This is a genomic window from Lysinibacillus sp. BSL11, from assembly GCF_052928325.1.
Genome location: NZ_JAVGCX010000011.1, coordinates 160,577 through 178,256, shown reverse-complemented (window position 1 = coordinate 178,256; position 17,680 = coordinate 160,577). Strand labels below are relative to the sequence as shown.

The 17,680-nt window shown below is 38.0% G+C and carries 17 protein-coding genes and 1 pseudogene; 2 read left to right on the top strand and 16 right to left on the bottom strand.

Translation table 11 applies throughout. The annotated features are described in order from the left end of the window. From RCJ95_RS14875 to RCJ95_RS14860, 4 genes and pseudogenes are all read right to left on the bottom strand, one after another. Positions 1-364, bottom strand: a pseudogene (locus RCJ95_RS14875) (amino acid degradation protein); the annotation flags it as partial. Positions 365-401: 37 nt separating this feature from the next. Next, positions 402-1,829 carry an amino acid permease gene (locus RCJ95_RS14870; protein ID WP_446722437.1) on the bottom strand — a complete coding sequence of 476 codons (1,428 nt, stop codon included), beginning with the start codon at positions 1,827-1,829 and terminating at the stop codon, positions 402-404. A gap of 110 nt (positions 1,830-1,939) precedes the next feature. After that, complete coding sequence (locus RCJ95_RS14865) at positions 1,940-2,701, bottom strand: dimethylarginine dimethylaminohydrolase family protein (protein WP_257521288.1); 762 nt, start codon at positions 2,699-2,701, stop codon at positions 1,940-1,942. Positions 2,702-2,715: 14 nt separating this feature from the next. Further along, on the bottom strand, positions 2,716-3,588 hold the full coding sequence (locus tag RCJ95_RS14860) for a dimethylarginine dimethylaminohydrolase family protein (RefSeq protein ID WP_257521287.1): 873 nt from the start codon (positions 3,586-3,588) through the stop codon (positions 2,716-2,718). A gap of 308 nt (positions 3,589-3,896) precedes the next feature. Between RCJ95_RS14860 and RCJ95_RS14855 the strand changes: the two genes are divergently transcribed. Both RCJ95_RS14855 and rpmB read left to right on the top strand, forming a co-directional pair. Next, positions 3,897-4,640, top strand: a complete 744-nt coding sequence (locus tag RCJ95_RS14855; RefSeq protein ID WP_221679796.1) for an IclR family transcriptional regulator — start codon at positions 3,897-3,899, stop codon at positions 4,638-4,640. Between the two features lie 186 nt (positions 4,641-4,826). After that, positions 4,827-5,015, top strand: coding sequence for a 50S ribosomal protein L28 (rpmB, locus tag RCJ95_RS14850; protein ID WP_004227417.1), 189 nt, complete (start codon positions 4,827-4,829; stop codon positions 5,013-5,015). A 91-nt stretch (positions 5,016-5,106) separates the two neighbouring features. Here rpmB and spoVM read toward each other — a convergent pair whose 3' ends face one another. The 12 genes from spoVM to coaBC form a co-directional block, all read right to left on the bottom strand. Further along, positions 5,107-5,208, bottom strand: coding sequence for a stage V sporulation protein SpoVM (gene spoVM / locus RCJ95_RS14845; RefSeq protein WP_099805045.1), 102 nt, complete (start codon positions 5,206-5,208; stop codon positions 5,107-5,109). An 18-nt stretch (positions 5,209-5,226) separates the two neighbouring features. Further along, a complete protein-coding gene (locus RCJ95_RS14840; protein WP_221679794.1) occupies positions 5,227-5,880 on the bottom strand; it encodes a thiamine diphosphokinase in 654 nt (217 codons plus the stop codon). Further along, on the bottom strand, positions 5,877-6,545 hold the full coding sequence (gene rpe / locus RCJ95_RS14835) for a ribulose-phosphate 3-epimerase (RefSeq protein WP_257522489.1): 669 nt from the start codon (positions 6,543-6,545) through the stop codon (positions 5,877-5,879). Before rpe ends, RCJ95_RS14840 begins: the two co-directional genes overlap by 4 nt. 2 nt (positions 6,546-6,547) lie before the next feature. Next, positions 6,548-7,432 (bottom strand): ribosome small subunit-dependent GTPase A, encoded by an 885-nt coding sequence (gene rsgA / locus RCJ95_RS14830; protein ID WP_202342356.1) that lies wholly within the window; start codon positions 7,430-7,432, stop codon positions 6,548-6,550. Positions 7,433-7,443: 11 nt separating this feature from the next. Then, complete coding sequence (pknB, locus tag RCJ95_RS14825) at positions 7,444-9,432, bottom strand: Stk1 family PASTA domain-containing Ser/Thr kinase (RefSeq protein WP_221679793.1); 1,989 nt, start codon at positions 9,430-9,432, stop codon at positions 7,444-7,446. Between the two features lie 2 nt (positions 9,433-9,434). Further along, on the bottom strand, positions 9,435-10,184 hold the full coding sequence (locus RCJ95_RS14820) for a Stp1/IreP family PP2C-type Ser/Thr phosphatase (protein ID WP_221679792.1): 750 nt from the start codon (positions 10,182-10,184) through the stop codon (positions 9,435-9,437). Between the two features lie 6 nt (positions 10,185-10,190). Further along, positions 10,191-11,333 (bottom strand): 23S rRNA (adenine(2503)-C(2))-methyltransferase RlmN, encoded by a 1,143-nt coding sequence (rlmN, locus tag RCJ95_RS14815; protein WP_202342358.1) that lies wholly within the window; start codon positions 11,331-11,333, stop codon positions 10,191-10,193. Then, the gene (rsmB, locus tag RCJ95_RS14810) at positions 11,333-12,694 is read right to left on the bottom strand and encodes a 16S rRNA (cytosine(967)-C(5))-methyltransferase RsmB (RefSeq protein ID WP_221679791.1); all 1,362 of its coding nucleotides are present in this window, start codon (positions 12,692-12,694) and stop codon (positions 11,333-11,335) included. Before rsmB ends, rlmN begins: the two co-directional genes overlap by 1 nt. After that, positions 12,691-13,632 (bottom strand): methionyl-tRNA formyltransferase, encoded by a 942-nt coding sequence (fmt, locus tag RCJ95_RS14805; RefSeq protein ID WP_446722436.1) that lies wholly within the window; start codon positions 13,630-13,632, stop codon positions 12,691-12,693. Before fmt ends, rsmB begins: the two co-directional genes overlap by 4 nt. A gap of 1 nt (position 13,633) precedes the next feature. Beyond that, the gene (gene def, locus RCJ95_RS14800) at positions 13,634-14,128 is read right to left on the bottom strand and encodes a peptide deformylase (RefSeq protein WP_004227388.1); all 495 of its coding nucleotides are present in this window, start codon (positions 14,126-14,128) and stop codon (positions 13,634-13,636) included. 84 nt (positions 14,129-14,212) lie between these two features. Beyond that, complete coding sequence (gene priA / locus RCJ95_RS14795; protein WP_221679789.1) at positions 14,213-16,624, bottom strand: primosomal protein N'; 2,412 nt, start codon at positions 16,622-16,624, stop codon at positions 14,213-14,215. Next, the gene (coaBC, locus tag RCJ95_RS14790; RefSeq protein ID WP_221679788.1) at positions 16,621-17,625 is read right to left on the bottom strand and encodes a bifunctional phosphopantothenoylcysteine decarboxylase/phosphopantothenate--cysteine ligase CoaBC; all 1,005 of its coding nucleotides are present in this window, start codon (positions 17,623-17,625) and stop codon (positions 16,621-16,623) included. Before coaBC ends, priA begins: the two co-directional genes overlap by 4 nt. Positions 17,626-17,680 lie beyond the last annotated feature (55 nt).

Genomic DNA, 17,680 nt, shown 5'->3' with positions numbered 1-17,680 from the left:
CTGGTAAATCTTTTAAGTATTTAGGTTCCATTAGCTTTTTCGTTAGTTCTTCTGGATAAAAGGCTAACGGCTCTAGTTCACCATATTCCTCCGTATGCACGGTATCGAAGTGACTGATTAACACAACAGTTTCTGTTGCCGTTGGATGCTTATAGAAGGCTGTCACTGCATTTCTGCCAAGCCCTGCATCATGTAATTCAATCAAGTCTGGATGCTTTCCAAAGTATGGAAGCGTTAACAATTTATCTTTTAAGCGAAAGGCAAATTTATTTTCGCCCGCTGTTAATGTTCGGCTTTCCCAGCTCACAAGTTCACATAATAGGGCACGTAGTTTTTCGGGTGTATCCCACATAAAAGTATTCATAAAATTCTCCTTTAACTCCCATTCATTAGAGGTACGATTAACGAACTTCTAGTGTTTCTTCACTTTTGCTATATGTAGCAGCAGTCGCCGCTTTTTTTAATTTCAATTGATAAAAGATTATACAGGCAATAAAGAAGCCAATCCCGTATAGTAAACCAATCCTTTGCGTTGGATCAAACGCTAAAAATACTAAAATTAAAACACAAAAGATTATACAAAATACTGGAATCAACGGGAATAGTGGTGTTTTAAATTTTAGATCAGCCACATTTCCTCCCGACTTCACATAGCGATAACGGAACATTAACTGAGAAGCACATATCCCCATCCATGAAATTGTGACAGATATACCTGCTACCGACATTAGTAATACAAATACAGCATCGGCTTCCATTACACTAGTTAATAAAGATAAGAGTGAGAATACTATCGTAAAAATAAGCGCATTTAAAGGTACTTTATTTTTCGTTAATCGACCAAATAACTTAGGCGCCATCCCCTCTTGTGACATGGAAAATAATAAACGTGTTGATGCATATAAACATGAATTACCGACTGATAAAATAGCTGTCAAAATAACAAAGTTCATGATACCAGCGGCATATGGTACACCAGCTAAATTCATTAACGTGACAAATGGACTTTCCATAAGCCCAAGCTCTGATGCTGGGAATATTGCTGATAATACAATAATGGAAGCAATATAGAAAACGATGATTCTGAATAGAATTGTACGAATCGCTCGTGGAATATTTTTTTCAGGGTTCTCGGTCTCCCCTGCTGCAATACCCACCAGCTCTGATCCCTGATAAGAAAAAATTACATTCATCATTGTGACAAAAATAATCGTAATACCTGCTGGGAATAAACCAGAAGGTGCTAAATTTGTGAGATGTGGAGTAGGACGATCTGCTAATGGAATTAAACCAAAGATTGCCGCTCCACCAATAATGATAAATGCAATCACTGCAACAACTTTTATACTAGCAAACCAGAACTCTGCTTCAGCAAAGCCCTTCGTTGTTAAAGCATTTAAGACAAATAAAAGAACCATAAACACAGCACACCATATCCAAATTGGTACACTAGGAAACCAATGCTGCATTAAAATACCTGCAGCCGTAAATTCAACGCCTGCTGTGGCAGCAGACCCGACAAAATACATCCAACCTAATGAAAAACCAGCTGAAGGACTGATGAAACGTGTTGCATATGTTTGGAAAGAGCCTGTAACAGGCATGTAAACAGCCAATTCCCCAAGACAATTCATGACCATAAACAAAATTAAACCACCAAACAAGTAACCAATCAGTGCGCCTCCTGGTCCTGCCTGATTAATGGTATAGCCTACATTTAAAAATAAGCCTGTTCCAATAACACCACCAAGTGAAAGCATTAACAAGTGACGACTTTTCATCGAACGTTTTAATTGATTATCGTGAAGCTGATCCCCTTTATTCAACATCCATCCCTACTTCCCATATAATGTAAAAATATTAAATATTCTGATTTTTTAAGAATGAAAGTACCCAATCAATTTTCTCTTTTAAATTGATTGGGTATTGGTAGATTTACTTAAAAACGTAATGATAAACAGCTTAAACCACCATCATGTTTTCTAAATTCAGACATATCAAGTTCAATTGTTTGATAGCCAAGGTCCAGTAATTTACGATTTGTTTCTGGATAGCCAGCTGGAATAATAATATAATCATTTACTTGAATACAATTAGCTGAATATTCATCCTCTGTAGGAATCACGATTTTTTCGTAAGATTCAAATGCAGGATGATCGACAAATTCACCAGCTAGCACCATACGATTTTCCCCAACATAGGCAATTCCAGTTTTTAAGTGGAAGAATTCTTTTAATGGAATAATAGTTGTTTCATAGCCTTCTTGTTCAACAATCTCTTTAAATTGCTGCGCGCCTTCTTCATTTGTGCGCTCTGAGATCCCTACGTAAAACTTTTTCTCTGCTTGTAATACATCTCCACCATCAAGTGTTCCAGAACCTTTAATATAGTAAATTTTTTCATAGAATTGCTTTACGGCTGGTTCGATTTCTTCAATTTCGCGGTTACGAGCTGCTGCTCCAGGATTCGATATAATAGCAAATTCAGGCGTTAATACAGCTGTATCCTCTACAAATGTTGAATCAGGGAATGCTTCATTGGCTGGTAATTGTGTTACTTCTACACCGCATTTTTTTAAAGCCTCTACATAGTGTTCATGTTGTTCAAATAATTTATCTAAAATGGGCTTTCCTAAATCACTAGTTGTTAAACCGTTTACAAAACTATTTCCTGGATTTTTAACAATAACATTTTTAAACATTTTCATCTTCTCCTTTATCCTCTTACTACTGGGCAAGTTAGGCACGTCGGCCCACCTGTTCCTTTAACAGTAATTTCATCGCCTTTATATTCGTACACAGTTGCTCCAGCATCAAGTAGCTGTTGCTTTGTTTTTTTGTTGCCTTGAGGAATCACACATACCCTTGGTGCAAGCGCTAACACATTACAGCCTAACGAATCATATTCATCTTTAGGTACTTCTACTAGCTGGATGCCACGCTCAATTAGCAGTTGTCTGAAAAATACTGGCATTAAACGCGAATGCACAACAGCTAAATCTCGATCTACCATACTTATGAAAGACATTAAATGTAAACATTCAGCTTCACCAAGATCATGTGGTAGTTGTACAACTATAAATTCATCTACCATATCGGCTGTCATTTCCTTTAACTGACGAATGGCTTCATCGTTTGTTCGATAACCTCTACCCACAACGAGCGTTCGATTATCTAGCCAAACAATATCTCCACCGTCTGAAACTGCCTCTCCAGTAAGTTCACCAATTACTGGAATACCTTTTTGCTGTAAAAAGTCCTTGTATACTGCTGCCTCTGGTTGTCTTAATTTTTTGCCTGATTTCAGTATAATGGCACCATTTGGTGTGAATTTAACTGGATCATGTGCATAGACAGAATCTAATCCTACTTCATCTGCTACAGGCAGATATTCAATAGTCTCCACATATTTTTCAAGAATCCCAATAAATTCAGCGTATTCCCTTAGAGCTTCTTCATAATTAGGCTCAGATAAGTAGTTAAATGTTTTCCATTCCTCACTAAGATGTGCTTGGCTTTGGAAAGCATCTTTCGGATCTTTTACAATAACGTGTTTCAAAGGCGCATACATTGATGAACAATAATGCATTCCTTTCACCTCATTTCCGTGTAGTGGAAAACGTTTCCGTTAAGAGGAAAGTTTATATGAAGAATATATTCGTTTTATGCTATACTGTCAATATATTTAGAAAACTTTTATTTTTCTTTCAATCTGGATTGCATTCACCCTTGGAAAAAAAGCTGTATTAACATTTATTCAATAAGCCTTAAAGGATCTTTTTGTAGCTTTCGTGTATTAAATAAAGCATTTGTTTAGACTTCTGATTTGTACGGGAATATTGGAACTAGACGTAGGTGGAGAATAAAAATAAAATAGGATGAAGGGAGGTGGGACAAATGCAATTATTAGAGCGGGCAATGACAATTGCCAAGGTTTTAGCTGCTGATGCAAACGACAGTAGCTTGTCCATTTCAGAGCTTTCTACAAAATGCGATTTACCGCTAAGTACTTTACATAGAATTTTAAAAGCCATGATTAAACAAGGGATGATTGAACAAGATGAACAGACAAAATATTATCGGCTTGGAACCATATGGATGGAACTTGGCTTACAAGTGTATGATACGATGGATTATATTAGCAAAATTAGACCTGAGTTAGAACGATTAGCCAGGGAGGTTGAAGAAAGCGTTTATTTAAGTAAACCAGCTGGATTAGATACGATTATTATAGAACGGATAGACAGTGCAGCAAATCCGATTCGTATTTATGATCAATTGGGTATCCGCATACCTATGCATATCGGAGCGGCCAATAAGGCCATACTTGCCTCAATGTCAGCAATACAATCCAAAGAAATTCTAGAGCAACTAGTAACTAAAGATGAAATGGCCGAATTAGAGGAGCAGCTTCACCAAATTCGGCAACAAGGCTATGCAATAAGTCACGGAGAACGAACTGCAGGTACTTCTTCCATTGCTGTCTCTATTTTAGATGGTTTTGGTGAAGTGATAGGAGCAGTTAGTATTGGTTTTGTAAACTTTAATGTCTCTCAAGATCATATTAATACATTAATTGAGCGATTAGTTGATACTGGTAGACGTGTATCGCTAAAACTTGGTTATCGAGGAAAAGGATAGGAGAACTATTCTCCATTAAACTTCTCTACTTTTCATAAACGTTTTATGTCTGTAAAGGTTTTTTTCTTGAAAGGTTATGTGAAAACTGTTGCACTGAACGCCATCGTATGTTAAATTATTATGGTATGTGAAATACCGAACTGAAATAATAATCTTTCAGCATCAACAGTAAGGAGGGAATACAACATGCCAAAACAATGTGTAATCACTGGACGTAAAGCTCGTACTGGTAACAACCGTTCCCACGCTATGAACGCTAACAAACGTACTTGGGGTGCTAACCTTCAAAAAGTTCGTATCTTAGTTGACGGTAAACCAAAACGTGTATGGGTTTCTGCTCGTGCATTAAAATCAGGTAAAATCGAGCGCGTTTAATCGCTGCTTCTAAAAAATCGATTTCGCATTGAGCGCAATCGATTTTTTTCTTGATTAGTATTCTATAAGAAAGTAAAAAATCCGACTAACACTAGTCGGATTTTTTTACTTTCTTATCTTTTTTAAATAGGTTAATACACGTACGCGTGATACTACTCACGAATTTCGGCAATTGGAACGTATATACTTTCAGGACTCTCTCCCCCTTACGCTAATCTATGCTTCTTATCATTAAACATATGCCTTGCGAGAAAGATATAGACCCTGAAGTTCCTATTATTTCATTACTTGTAAATCGAGATGTTCCTAAGGAAATTTCCTCATTCGTTGTTTCATATTTTACTTGTCTTAATGTTACACCTTGAATAGGCTCCTCGTGAGCAAAAAAAGACAAGTAACGGTATCGATCATCTGCATAAATTGTATGTGTGCCTGGTAGTAAAAATTGCAACATATTAGTATGATTGATTATCTTTAACTCAATTTGAGGATGCTCTTTTTGTAACCGATAAATAGAACGGACAGCTGCCTCGTAATGATCTAAACGCCCACCCGTCACACCTGTCAAAATAATTTCTTGTGGTTCAAACGTATAGGCTTTCAGCAATGCTAAATCCGTGTCTGTTTCATTTTTCTCTTCTTGGAAACGTTGTTGATCATTGGTTTGTGCCATCACTTGTCGATATTCTTGATCTGTTAAAGAATCAAAATCACCTACAATGGCATGGGGCGTAATTCCCTGCTCAATTAAGTATAGGGCGCCACGATCAGCCCCGATAAACACAACATCCTGTTGTTGCTGAAACGATGAAAATGAACAAAGCTCATTTTTTGGACCACCTGCACAAACAACGACTGTCGTCATCCTTTAATCGCTGCCTCGCCAGCTAATAAAATCTCTTGAAGAGCAGCTGTTCGATCTTCTTTACTATAGATGGCTGACCCAGCTACAAAAATTGTCGCTCCAGCCTGTGCACATGGCACAATTGTTTCAGCAGTAATACCACCATCAATTTCAATGGCAATATCTAAGCCCCGCTCCTTAATTATTGTTGATAATGCTTCAATTTTAGGTACAACAGAATGGATAAATTTTTGTCCACCGAATCCAGGATTAACAGTCATTAATAATACCATATCAATATCTTCTAAAATGTGTTGAATTGATTCTATCGGTGTATGTGGATTTAATACAACACCCGCTTTTACACCAAAAGAACGGATTAATTGAATTGTTCGATGTAAATGACGGCATGCTTCTACATGTACCGTAATATAATCTGCTCCAGCTTTTGCGAACTGTTCGATATACTGATCTGGATTTTCTATCATTAAATGCACATCTAATGGTAACTTCGTTAATGGACGGATAGCATCCAATACAATGGAACCAAATGAGATATTCGGTACAAAGTGACCATCCATTACATCAATATGAATAAGTTGTGCACCTGCTTGCTCTACTTCCTTTACTTCTTCACCTAAATTTGCAAAATTTGCTGCTAAAATTGATGGTGCTATTTGTATCATCATTAATACCTCGGCTTTCGATCCATAATTTCTTGCATAAATTGTTCATAATGCTTGTAGCGGTAGTCTCGAATTTCCCCTGCTTCTACCGCTGCCTTTACTGCACATTTTGGCTCTTTCAAGTGTAAGCAACCTCTAAATTTACAATCATCCGCCACTCTAGCCATCTCAGGAAAACATACACCTAATTCTTCTTTCTCAATTTCGTCAAAATCAAAGGAACTAAACCCAGGCGTATCTGCCAATAAACCATCACAGACCTCTATCAGTTCAACATGACGAGTGGTATGTTTCCCCCGTCCTAAGCTTTGGGAGATAATACCCGTTTTTAAGTTCAACTCAGGAATGAGCGTATTAAGTAAAGTTGATTTCCCAACGCCCGATTGGCCAGCTAAAACAGTGGTTTTCCCCTTTAAAATAGGACGTAATCGTTCAACTAATTCTTCTTCATCTTTATATGTTTGCAAAACTGTATAGCCCATGCTTTCATAATCTGCTATATAATTTTGTAATTCCTCACGTTCATCATTTTCTAGCAAATCCATTTTTGTTAAACAAATAATCGGGTGTACATGGAAGGATTCTAACACAACTAAAAAACGATCCAGTAAAATGGTATTGAAATTCGGTTCTTTTACAGAAAACACCAAAATGCCTTGATCAATATTCGCAATTGGCGGACGTACTAATTCATTTTGACGCTCTAAAATCTTTTGTATAGTCCCATCAGAGCCTTCAGTTTCCATTGTATACTCTACAATATCGCCAACAAGTGGGGATTCGCCACGATTACGAAATACCCCGCGTCCTCGACATTGAATCAGTTGATGTCCATCAAATACATAATAATAACCACTTAATGCTTTTCTTATTTGGCCTTGCGCCATCCAATTCCTCCTTAATCGACATCATTATAATTAACTTTGCCTTCTAAAATTATTTCTGAGTCACGAATTATTCTATAACTTGCATCTTTGCCATCTTCAATTGTAAGCTGAATATTGTATGGCGTATCACTTAGAATTTCAAATACTTCAACAGGTTCAGACAATGTATGATTTTTATCCTGAATTTCGATTCGAATATTTTGAGCTATTCCCTCTTCTGTAGGTTTATACTCAATGACTACAGGTATGAGACGTAGTTTATCAGGCTGTTTTGCTGGCCCTTTACTAATTACAACCGATATCATAGAACCTTCTTCTACCAAAGTACCCGCTTTTGTCAATTGCGAAATTACACTGCCAGCTGGGATGGTTTCATGATGTTCTTCACGAGATATACGCCAATTGAGACCTGCTCTTTTCACATAGTCATCCATATCAGCTTTCGTATAATTTACAACGTTTTCAACCCTTACCATTCTAACTCCTTGGCTAACTTTAAACGTGATTGTTTCTTCTTTCGCTACTACCTCAGAATTTGGTGGTATGCTTTGCTCAATGATTCTTCCTTCTGGCTCATTAGAAGGGACATCCTCTTTTATTACGTCTTTATACTTTCCTTTTATTAAAGCTTCAACTTGACTATAATTTTGTCCTACATAATTATCAACTGTCGTCATCTCTACACCTAAACTAACGATTAAGTCTACCTCTGAGCCTTTTTCACGTAATGAATTTTTTGATGGGTCCGTTTCAATAACCTTCCCCTTCTCTATTTCCTCATGATTTCGCTCCTGATGCTCTTCACCAACAACAAATCCATCTGCTTCTAATTTTTTTGTCGCTTCCTCTATTGTTAAATTTGCTACATCTGGTATAGCCACTTTTTTCGGGCTAAATAAATCTTTTGCAAAAATAAAGAATAAGAAAATGACAATCGCTGCAATGAATAGTCCTGCAACATATTTGGGCCAATTTTTCTTCTTTGCCTTAACAGGAACTGGCTTTTCTACAGGCTTTTTAGGTTGCGGTTGAGATGGAGCTTTAGCTTCCATAATTGGTTCAATAACTCTTGTTTTAGTTAAATCTTCGTCTTTTTTATGCATCTGCTCTTTAATGATAGGAATAGCCTTCGTTACATCATTATCCACAGGTATGACAAATTTGGGATCATTGATTCTAGATGGTGATAGTACGGTTTCCAAATCTTCATACATTTCTTCCACTGTCGTATAACGATGGGATGCATCTTTGGCAGTAGCCTTTAATACTACATTTTCCAAGCTTTGGGGAATCGTTGCATCAAATGCTCGAACAGAAGGCGTTTCGGCTTGTAAATGCTTAAGTGCTATTGAAACAGCAGATTCACCAGAAAACGGAAGTTCACCTGTTAATAATTCATATAACACAATACCGAGTGCGTAAATATCTGATTTGTTTGTAGCTGTACCGCCGCGAGCTTGCTCTGGTGATAAATAATGCACTGTACCAAGCACAGAATTTGTTTGAGTAAATGATGTAGCACTTAACGTCATCGCAATACCAAAATCCGTAACTTTCACATTACCTTCCGCATCCATTAAAATATTTTGCGGTTTAATATCACGGTGGATAATATGGTTTTCATGGGCATTGGCAATGGCAGACGTTAATTGCTTCATAATATGCACACTTCTAGCAGGAGAAATTGGTGCAAATTCTTGTATGTACTGCTTTAATGTTTTTCCTTGAACATATTCCATCACAATATAGTGTAGATCTCCATCGTCACCTACATCATAAACACTAACAATATTCGGATGTGTAAGACTTGTAGCAGACAGTGCCTCACGTTGAAAACGTCGATGTAATTCATCCTCATTGGAAAAATCATAGCGTAATATTTTAATGGCTACATCACGATTTAAGATCATATCGTGTGCTAAATAAACATTGGACATACCTCCGCCACCAATGAGTTCTAAAATTTTATAACGGTCACTAATTCTTTTACCTACAAGCATTCTTACACCTCCTCATCCCTTTTTGTTAATAGCACGAGGGAGATATTGTCTTCTCCCCCGCTGGCATTTGCTAATTCTACAAGTTTACGTCCCTTTTCCTTAATGGAGTCTGGATACGTAATTATCGATGCCATTTCATAAACAGTTAGTTTATTGCTTAAGCCATCTGAACAAATGAGTAAATACGATTCTGATGCTAAATCTACTTCATAAAAGTCTGGTTCGATTGTTTCCTCTGTCCCAACCGCTTTTAAGATGAAATTTTTCTTTGGATGTGTCAAAGCCTCTTCTTCGCTTATCTCACCATTTTCGACCAAGACGTTCACATATGAATGATCTCTTGTTATTTGTTGTGCACCATCTTCAAAGAAATAATACACACGACTGTCACCCACATGTGCAATGAAGCAATGTTGTTCTTCGATTAACACTGCAATAAATGTCGTGCCCATTCCTTTACAGTCTTCATGTGATAAAGAATAGTCATATATTGTTTTATTCAATTGCTTAACTGTTTGTAATAACCATTCTTTTTTTGATGTTGTGGATACAAAATGATGTGTGTCTGCCTGTAAAAAAAAGGATTCCATTTGTTGAATTGCCATATCACTTGCTACATCACCAGCATTATGACCACCCATGCCATCCGCTACAAGTGCTAGTGCAAGCCCATCTGGACGTTTAAAGAATGCAGCACGGTCCTCATTAATGGATCGTTTTAAACCAATATCACTTTCGACTGTGTATTCCAATACTGGTCACCTCGTCTCTTCAGATCTCTCTTGTGCACGTAATTGACCACACGCAGCAGCGATATCTGAACCTTGCTCTCGGCGGATCGTTACGTTAATACCATTTTTCTTTAATGTTTTTTCAAAAGCAAAAATTTGACTACGAGATGTACGAACATAATCACGTTCCGGTACATAGTTTACAGGAATTAAGTTGACATGACATTTAATTCCTTTAATTAAAGCAGATAGTTCCTCTGCTATTTCTACTGAATCATTTTCACCAGACATCAGCCCATACTCAAAACTCACTCGTCGACCTGTTTTTTTTGTATAGTATCGCACAGCATCCATTAATTCTTCCAATTTATAAGCACGGGCAATTGGCATTAGCTTTTGACGTGCTTCTTGGTTTGGCGCATGCAGAGAAACAGCAAAGTTAATTTGTAATTGTTCATCCGCAAATTGGTAAATTTTAGGTACAATACCCGATGTTGAAACCGTGATATGACGTGCTCCGATATTTAAACCTTTTTCATGATTGATCACTTTTAAGAAATTCATCATTGCATCATAGTTATCGAAAGGTTCACCAATACCCATAATGACAATATGAGATACTCGCTCGCCCAATTCATCTAATGTTTGCTGTACTTTGACAACTTGCTCCACAATTTCTCCTGCTAATAAATGTCGCTTCAAACCACCTAAAGTGGATGCACAAAACGTACAGCCAATTCGGCAGCCTACTTGTGTTGTTACACAGACAGAATTTCCATATTCATGGCGCATTAACACAGTTTCTATTGAATAGCCATCTTGTAATTGGAATAAAAATTTAATGGTACCATCTTTAGATTCTTGTTTAATAATGGTTGATAGTGTGGATAATGCAAAATTTGCAGTTAGTTTTTCGCGTAATCCCTTTGAAAGGTTTGACATTTCTTCAAATGTCTTTACACGTTTATTATACAGCCAGTCAAAAATTTGAGCAGCACGGAAAGGCTTTTCGCCATTTTCCTTTAGCCATTCTTCTAATTGATGAGGTTGTAACGAATAAATGGATTCTTTTAAATTTGGCTTTTCTTTTTTCACACGTCGAACGGGCTTTTCTTCTGCTTCTTCGACTAAATCGTTAATACGTTCATTAAATTTCTCTTGATCCACCATTAGTTGGATTCTCCTTTTTTACGAAAGGCGGCGACAAAGAAACCGTCACTGCCAAAGTCTTGTGGAAAGACTTGAAGCATGCCATTAGCTTGCTTTTCCGCTAATTTTGTTGGTAAAGATTCTAGTTGTATAGCTTCCATTTCTGGATGTGCTGTTAAAAAGGCTTTCACAGTGCCTTCGTTTTCTTGTATGTCTACTGTACACGTACTGTATACAAGCTTACCATCTGTTTTCAAAACTTTCGTTGCTGCATCAAGTAAAGCTAATTGGATTTTTTGAAGACTTTCTAAATCCTCTTCTCGCTTTGTATATTTAATATCTGGCTTACGTCGCATAACGCCTAGTCCACTACATGGTGCATCGACTAAGATAGCATCAAAAGACGCTGCTTGTAAAAATTCTGGTGCTTTCCGTCCATCTATTGGGGCTGTTTCAACAATATCAAGCCCTAGACGCTCTGTATTATGGTCGATTAAATCTAATTTATGTGGATGAAGGTCTGTTGCTAAAATAGACCCTTCATTTTTCATTATTTCGGCAATATGTGTTGTTTTTCCACCAGGTGCCGCGCACATATCCAAGACACGCATACCTGGCGATGGATTTAGCACATTAGCAGGTATCATTGAACTTTCATCCTGAATAGTAATCATACCTTCTTTGAAGGATTTTGTACGAGCTGGTTGACCGTTTGTAATGTATAAGCACTCTGGTATAACATCGCTTTGAATAGCCGTTAATCCTTCTGCCTCTAACTCGGCAATTGCTTGTTGTACAGTTGCTTTTGTTGTATTAACACGCACAGTCTGCACAGGTGGTCTATTATTTTCATGCAACATTTCAGTCGCCACTTCAAGACCGTAGTTATCAACAAATCTTTGAACTAACCACATTGGATGACTTGTCTCTATAGAAAGACGCTCAATTGGATCTGCTATGTCATCTGTTGAAGGGACTCCACTGCGTAACACGGATCTTAATATGCCATTGACCATAGAAGCGATTCCACGATGCCCTCGACGCTTGGCAATTTCTACTGCTTCGTTTACTGCAGCGTGTGGAGGGATACGTGTTAAATAATGGATTTGATACAACGAGATTCTTAATAACCAGCGAACCCAATGATCAATTGAACCGCGAATAAATGGCTCTAAGTAATAATCAAGTGTCATTTTATACTGTAAAGTTCCATACGTTATTTCAGTCAATAAAGCACGATCTTTTGCTTCAATTTTATGCCGTTTAATCGTTTCATTTAGCAATAAGTTGCTATAAGCCTGATTTTTATCAACTGCTAATAGAATTGACAATGCGGCATCTCGTACATTGCCATCCCAAATCACTACACTTTTTTTACTCATTTGAATTGGTCCCCAATCTGTAATTTAGAACCTGTCCCACGTAAATATTCCTCTGCGGTCATGCGCTTTTTACCAGCTGGTTGCACATCATATAATGCTAAAGTTGTCCCGTTGCCAGCTGCTACCTCAAAATGATCTTTATCAATGGCAACAACTGTACCTGGATTCACCTCATGCTTACTTTTGCCAATCGTTGCCCACCAAATTTTAAAATTACCATACTCAAAAGTGGTATAAGCAACAGGCCACGGATGAAGACCGCGCACTTGATTGTATAAAGTAATAGCATCATTTGTCCAATCGATCCGTTCTTGTTCCCTTGAAATATTACTTGCAAAGGTAACTTGTTCTTCATCTTGAACTGTACGATTATTTGTACCATTTATAATAGAAGGAAGTGTTTCCTTGAGTAATTCACAGCCAACCATACTTAGCTTATCAAAAAGTCCACCAGTATGATCATCTTCTTCAATAGGGATTGCTTTTTGAGAGATAATATCTCCCGCATCAAGCTTTTCTGCCATATACATGATCGTTACTCCTGTTTCTTTTTCACCATCCATGACGGCTTGGTGAATTGGAGCACCTCCACGATATTTTGGTAATAGTGATGCATGGACATTAATGCAGCCTAGAGCTGGTGCATCTAATAATTCTTTGGGTAGTATCTGTCCAAATGCTGCTGTTATCACTAGATCAGGCTGTAAAGCAAGAATCTGCTGTAACTCCTCGGAGCCACGCAATTTTTCGGGTTGAATAATTGGCAAGCCAAGTTCCAACGCTGTTGCCTTTACTGGCGGCGGTGTTAGTACTCGTTTACGCCCAACTGGACGATCTGGTTGTGTTACAACTGCTTTAATAGCATATCCTTCATCATGTAGCATACGCAAAATAGGTGCGGAGAAGTCAGGTGTCCCCATAAAAACGATAGATGTCATTTTATTCCTCCTCTTCGGCGTACATTTCTTCTAGTTCTTCTGCTGTGACAATACGCTTGATTTTTGAATCGAAAAGCACACCATCTAAATGATCAATTTCATGTAAGATCGCACGTGCATCAAAGCCACCTGCCTCTAATTCATAAACACGTCCTTCACGATCACATGCTTCAATTTTGACATAACTAGGACGTTCTACTTCTCCATATAAACCTGGAAAGCTCAGGCATCCTTCAATATCTACTTCTGCTCCGTCCGTTTCAACGACAGTTGGATTAATCATTTCTAAAATATCACGTTCTTCACCTAGTTCAACAATTGCTACCCGTAACCCTACGTCTATTTGTGGTGCCGCAATTCCAACGCCATCATATTCCACCATTGTGTCATATAAATCATCAAGTAACGTAATTATTTCATCATTTATTTCTGTCACTTCAGCACACGGTGTTGATAGTACCTTTGCAGGGTTTTCAATTACTTTTTTTATAGCCATTATTATTTCCTCATTTCTGCTTTAAAGCTAGTGCACTAGCTAATTGATACTTTTATTAGAAATCGTGCTACTATTACATGCTAACTATATAGTAGATGGATCTAAATCTACCGTCATTAATATTCCTTGCTTAATCCACTCTGCTCTATACATGGCAAGTAGACGTTGTAACACAGGAATTAGATTTGGTTCAATTTTATATTTTATCAAACATTGATAACGATATCTATTTTGGAGACGAGCAATACTCGCAGTTGTTGGTCCTATTATTGCGACTTGATTCGATAAGTTTCCTCGTAACCAATCAGCCACTCGACCAGCATATTCAGCAGCCATCATGACATCTTCATGGGATAATTGAATAAGAGCTACAAAATAATAAGGTGGATAGTTGGATCTGCGACGTAAAAACATCTCACGTTCATAAAATGGTTCATACTCTTGGGTTTTAGCTAATTCAATTGCGTAATGCTCAGGTGTATACGTTTGAATGATGACTTCCCCTAGCTTGTCATGTCTCCCAGCCCGGCCACTTACCTGTGTTAATAGCTGAAATGTTCGCTCTGCTGCTCGGTAATCAGGTAAATGTAAGGATGTATCGGCACTAAGTACACCGACTAGCGTAATATTTGGAAAATCTAGACCCTTTGCAATCATTTGAGTACCCAGCAAAATATCTGCTTGCCCTGCCCCAAATGTCTCCAATATTTCTTCATGTGCCCCCTTATGCTTCGTAGTATCTACATCCATACGTAATACTCTTGCCTCAGGAAACAACTTATACAGTTCCTCTTCCACCTTTTGTGTACCTGTCCCAAAATAACGAATATGATCACTTTGACATTGCGGACATATTTGTGGAACATGTTCCTCGTAACCACAATAATGACATTTCAATTTTTCAGTTGTTCGATGATAGGTTAATGAAATATCACAATTTGGACATTGGACAACTGTTCCACAATCTCGGCAGAGTACAAATGAAGAATAGCCACGACGGTTTAAAAACAGCACCATTTGCTCTTTTTTCTCAAGTCTTAAACGGATTGCTTCAATCAATGATTGGGAAAACATCGAACGATTACCTTGTCTCAGCTCTTCACGCATATCTGCAATAAAAACAGTCGGCAAAGCCTGATGTAAAGCACGGTGTTTTAATGAGAGTAGCTTATATACTCCCTTTTTAGCTCTTGCAAATGATTCTAATGCTGGTGTTGCACTCCCTAAAATAATAGGACATTTATAAAATTCGCTACGCCAGATGGCTACATCTCTTGCATGATAACGCGGTGAATCTTCTTGCTTATAAGTTGATTCATGTTCCTCATCCAATATAATAAGCCCTATATTCGTAAAGGGAGCAAAAATAGCTGAACGAGCTCCAACTACGACCTTCACTTTGCCTTGTTGGATTTTACGCCATTCATCATATTTCTCCCCTACAGATAATCCACTATGCATCACAGCAACCATCTCACCAAAGCGACTGCGGAATCGTTCAGTCATTTGTGGCGTTAAAGAGATTTCAGGTACCAACATAATGGCTTCTTTTCCTTCTTCTAATACCTTTTGAATAGCCTGCAAATAAACCTCTGTTTTACCACTCCCGGTTACACCATGTAATAAAAAGGTTTGCGCCATTTGCTGGTCCATAGCTGTAGTAATAGCTTGGAGAGCAACCTGCTGCTCATCCGTTAATTGTAAGGCTTGTGTACGTGAAACTTCCTTCGTAAATGGATCACGAAATACTTCCTCTTGAATAAATTGAGCAGCTCCTTTGTCAATTACTGCCTCTAATACTGATATAGAGACCCCTGCTTCGTCACAAATTCGTTGGGGAGTAAAAACCTCTCCTAAGTGTTGGCACATCCATTGCAATAATAGCCGTTGTTTAACTGCCCTGGATGACTGCTCTAAGGCACGTTCAATAAGTTGTTGGTCTGCTGTTATTTGAACCATTCGAATTTCTTTCACATTTCCCTGTTGCTTCACAACATATTCGATTGTAACAATGTTATCTGCAACCAATTGTTTCAATAGGGGTAGTAAACCTGCTCGCTCAAATTCTTTAAAATTTGCTCGTTGACGCTTCCCGAATATAGCCTGTACCTCTAGTGGCAATTGTTGATCTTGTTGTAGCTTAATCATTTTTTCATACTTGGCTCGAAGTGCAGATGGTAACATCACTTGCAAGGCATCTATTTCATAGCAAATCGTATCGTTCTTCAACCACTTCGCCATTCGCAACATTTCTTCTGTCAGGACTGGCTCCATATCTAAAATTTGATTGATTGCCTTTAGTTTATTTAACGGTACATCTGTTTCTTTCTTCAATCCAACAACAAAACCCAGGACATTTCTTGGACCAAATGGCACTTTAACACGACTTCCTAATTCGATAACACTAATCCATTCTACAGGTACTTGATAATCAAATGGACGATCTACATGGTAAGTAGAGACATCTACAATGACCTCTGCTATCAAAAAGCTCATTGTTCCTCACCCTTTATAATATAAGACCATAATGTCTGAGCAAAAAGTTGTGGGTTAATTGTAGCCAAAAACTGTCCGTTAAGCTGCGCTTTTTCACTAAAATCAATCCATCTCTCAGAAAGTATATTAAGCATTGGTGTTCCTTGCACTTTTTGTCCGAAAGTGATCGCTTTTATGCCTTCTACTGAAATGATGGGCGTTTCCTTTATAGTCGGCACATTTGCTGCATGGATCAATATTGCTTGAGGATATTGGATTTTATAAGCTTCCAATTGCTGAATAGCATCAAACAAATTTGCATTTTCTATTTCAATCACATGTGCGCCTAGCATTCTTGCTTCATGTGCTAAAGCTCGTCCTATGGCTCCATTTGCCTGTGAACTAATTACATGCTGTTCATCCAATGGTACATGCAGGGCACCTGCTGTCACTATGACTGTTTTACCTGTTAGTGGTTTTGTTTTTCCCGAAAAAAAATCTTGAACAAGTGCAGTGATTTTTTCTGGCTCCTCTAGACGGCCCTTCCCGACATAGCCACATGCTAAAAATCCTTCGGAAGGCTCAATAAATTTGTAGCCATCAGCTGATAGCCTATCCAAATTCCGTTTTACCGCAGGATGGTCGTACATGTGTACATTCATAGCTGGTGCAATCCATACGGGTGCTGTCGTAGCAAGCAGGGTTGTTGTGATCATATCATCTGCTATACCATTGGCCATTTTGCCTATTATATTTGCTGTAGCTGGCGCTACTAAAATTAAATCAGCCCAGTCTGCTAAGTCTATATGAGCAATCACACTTGAATCTTTTTCATCAAATGTGTCAAAATAAACATCATTTTTGGACATCACTTGAAAACTTAATGGATTTACAAACTGTCTAGCAGAGGCTGTCATGATGACTTTTACATTGGCTCCTGCTTGTGATAGCTTGCTTACGAGTGCCACAGCCTTATATACGGCAATCCCGCCTGAAACACAAAGTAAAATATTTTTATTCATGCTAGGTGTCGTCCTTTCAAATGATAAGCTCCCAAAGAAGGATTCCCTGGGAGCT

Coding starts and splice junctions, on each gene's coding strand:
- rpmB (WP_004227417.1), top strand. CDS start 4,827: ATGCCAAAACAATGTGTAATCACTGGACGTAAAGCTCGTACTGGTAAC.
- rsgA (WP_202342356.1), bottom strand. CDS start 7,432: ATGGCGCAAGGCCAAATAAGAAAAGCATTAAGTGGTTATTATTATGTA.
- RCJ95_RS14855 (WP_221679796.1), top strand. CDS start 3,897: ATGCAATTATTAGAGCGGGCAATGACAATTGCCAAGGTTTTAGCTGCT.
- rpe (WP_257522489.1), bottom strand. CDS start 6,545: ATGATACAAATAGCACCATCAATTTTAGCAGCAAATTTTGCAAATTTA.
- RCJ95_RS14860 (WP_257521287.1), bottom strand. CDS start 3,588: ATGCATTATTGTTCATCAATGTATGCGCCTTTGAAACACGTTATTGTA.
- def (WP_004227388.1), bottom strand. CDS start 14,128: ATGGCTATAAAAAAAGTAATTGAAAACCCTGCAAAGGTACTATCAACA.
- RCJ95_RS14840 (WP_221679794.1), bottom strand. CDS start 5,880: ATGACGACAGTCGTTGTTTGTGCAGGTGGTCCAAAAAATGAGCTTTGT.
- RCJ95_RS14870 (WP_446722437.1), bottom strand. CDS start 1,829: ATGTTGAATAAAGGGGATCAGCTTCACGATAATCAATTAAAACGTTCG.
- priA (WP_221679789.1), bottom strand. CDS start 16,624: ATGAGCTTTTTGATAGCAGAGGTCATTGTAGATGTCTCTACTTACCAT.
- coaBC (WP_221679788.1), bottom strand. CDS start 17,625: ATGAATAAAAATATTTTACTTTGTGTTTCAGGCGGGATTGCCGTATAT.
- rlmN (WP_202342358.1), bottom strand. CDS start 11,333: ATGGTGGATCAAGAGAAATTTAATGAACGTATTAACGATTTAGTCGAA.
- rsmB (WP_221679791.1), bottom strand. CDS start 12,694: ATGAGTAAAAAAAGTGTAGTGATTTGGGATGGCAATGTACGAGATGCC.
- fmt (WP_446722436.1), bottom strand. CDS start 13,632: ATGACATCTATCGTTTTTATGGGGACACCTGACTTCTCCGCACCTATT.
- RCJ95_RS14865 (WP_257521288.1), bottom strand. CDS start 2,701: ATGTTTAAAAATGTTATTGTTAAAAATCCAGGAAATAGTTTTGTAAAC.
- pknB (WP_221679793.1), bottom strand. CDS start 9,432: ATGCTTGTAGGTAAAAGAATTAGTGACCGTTATAAAATTTTAGAACTC.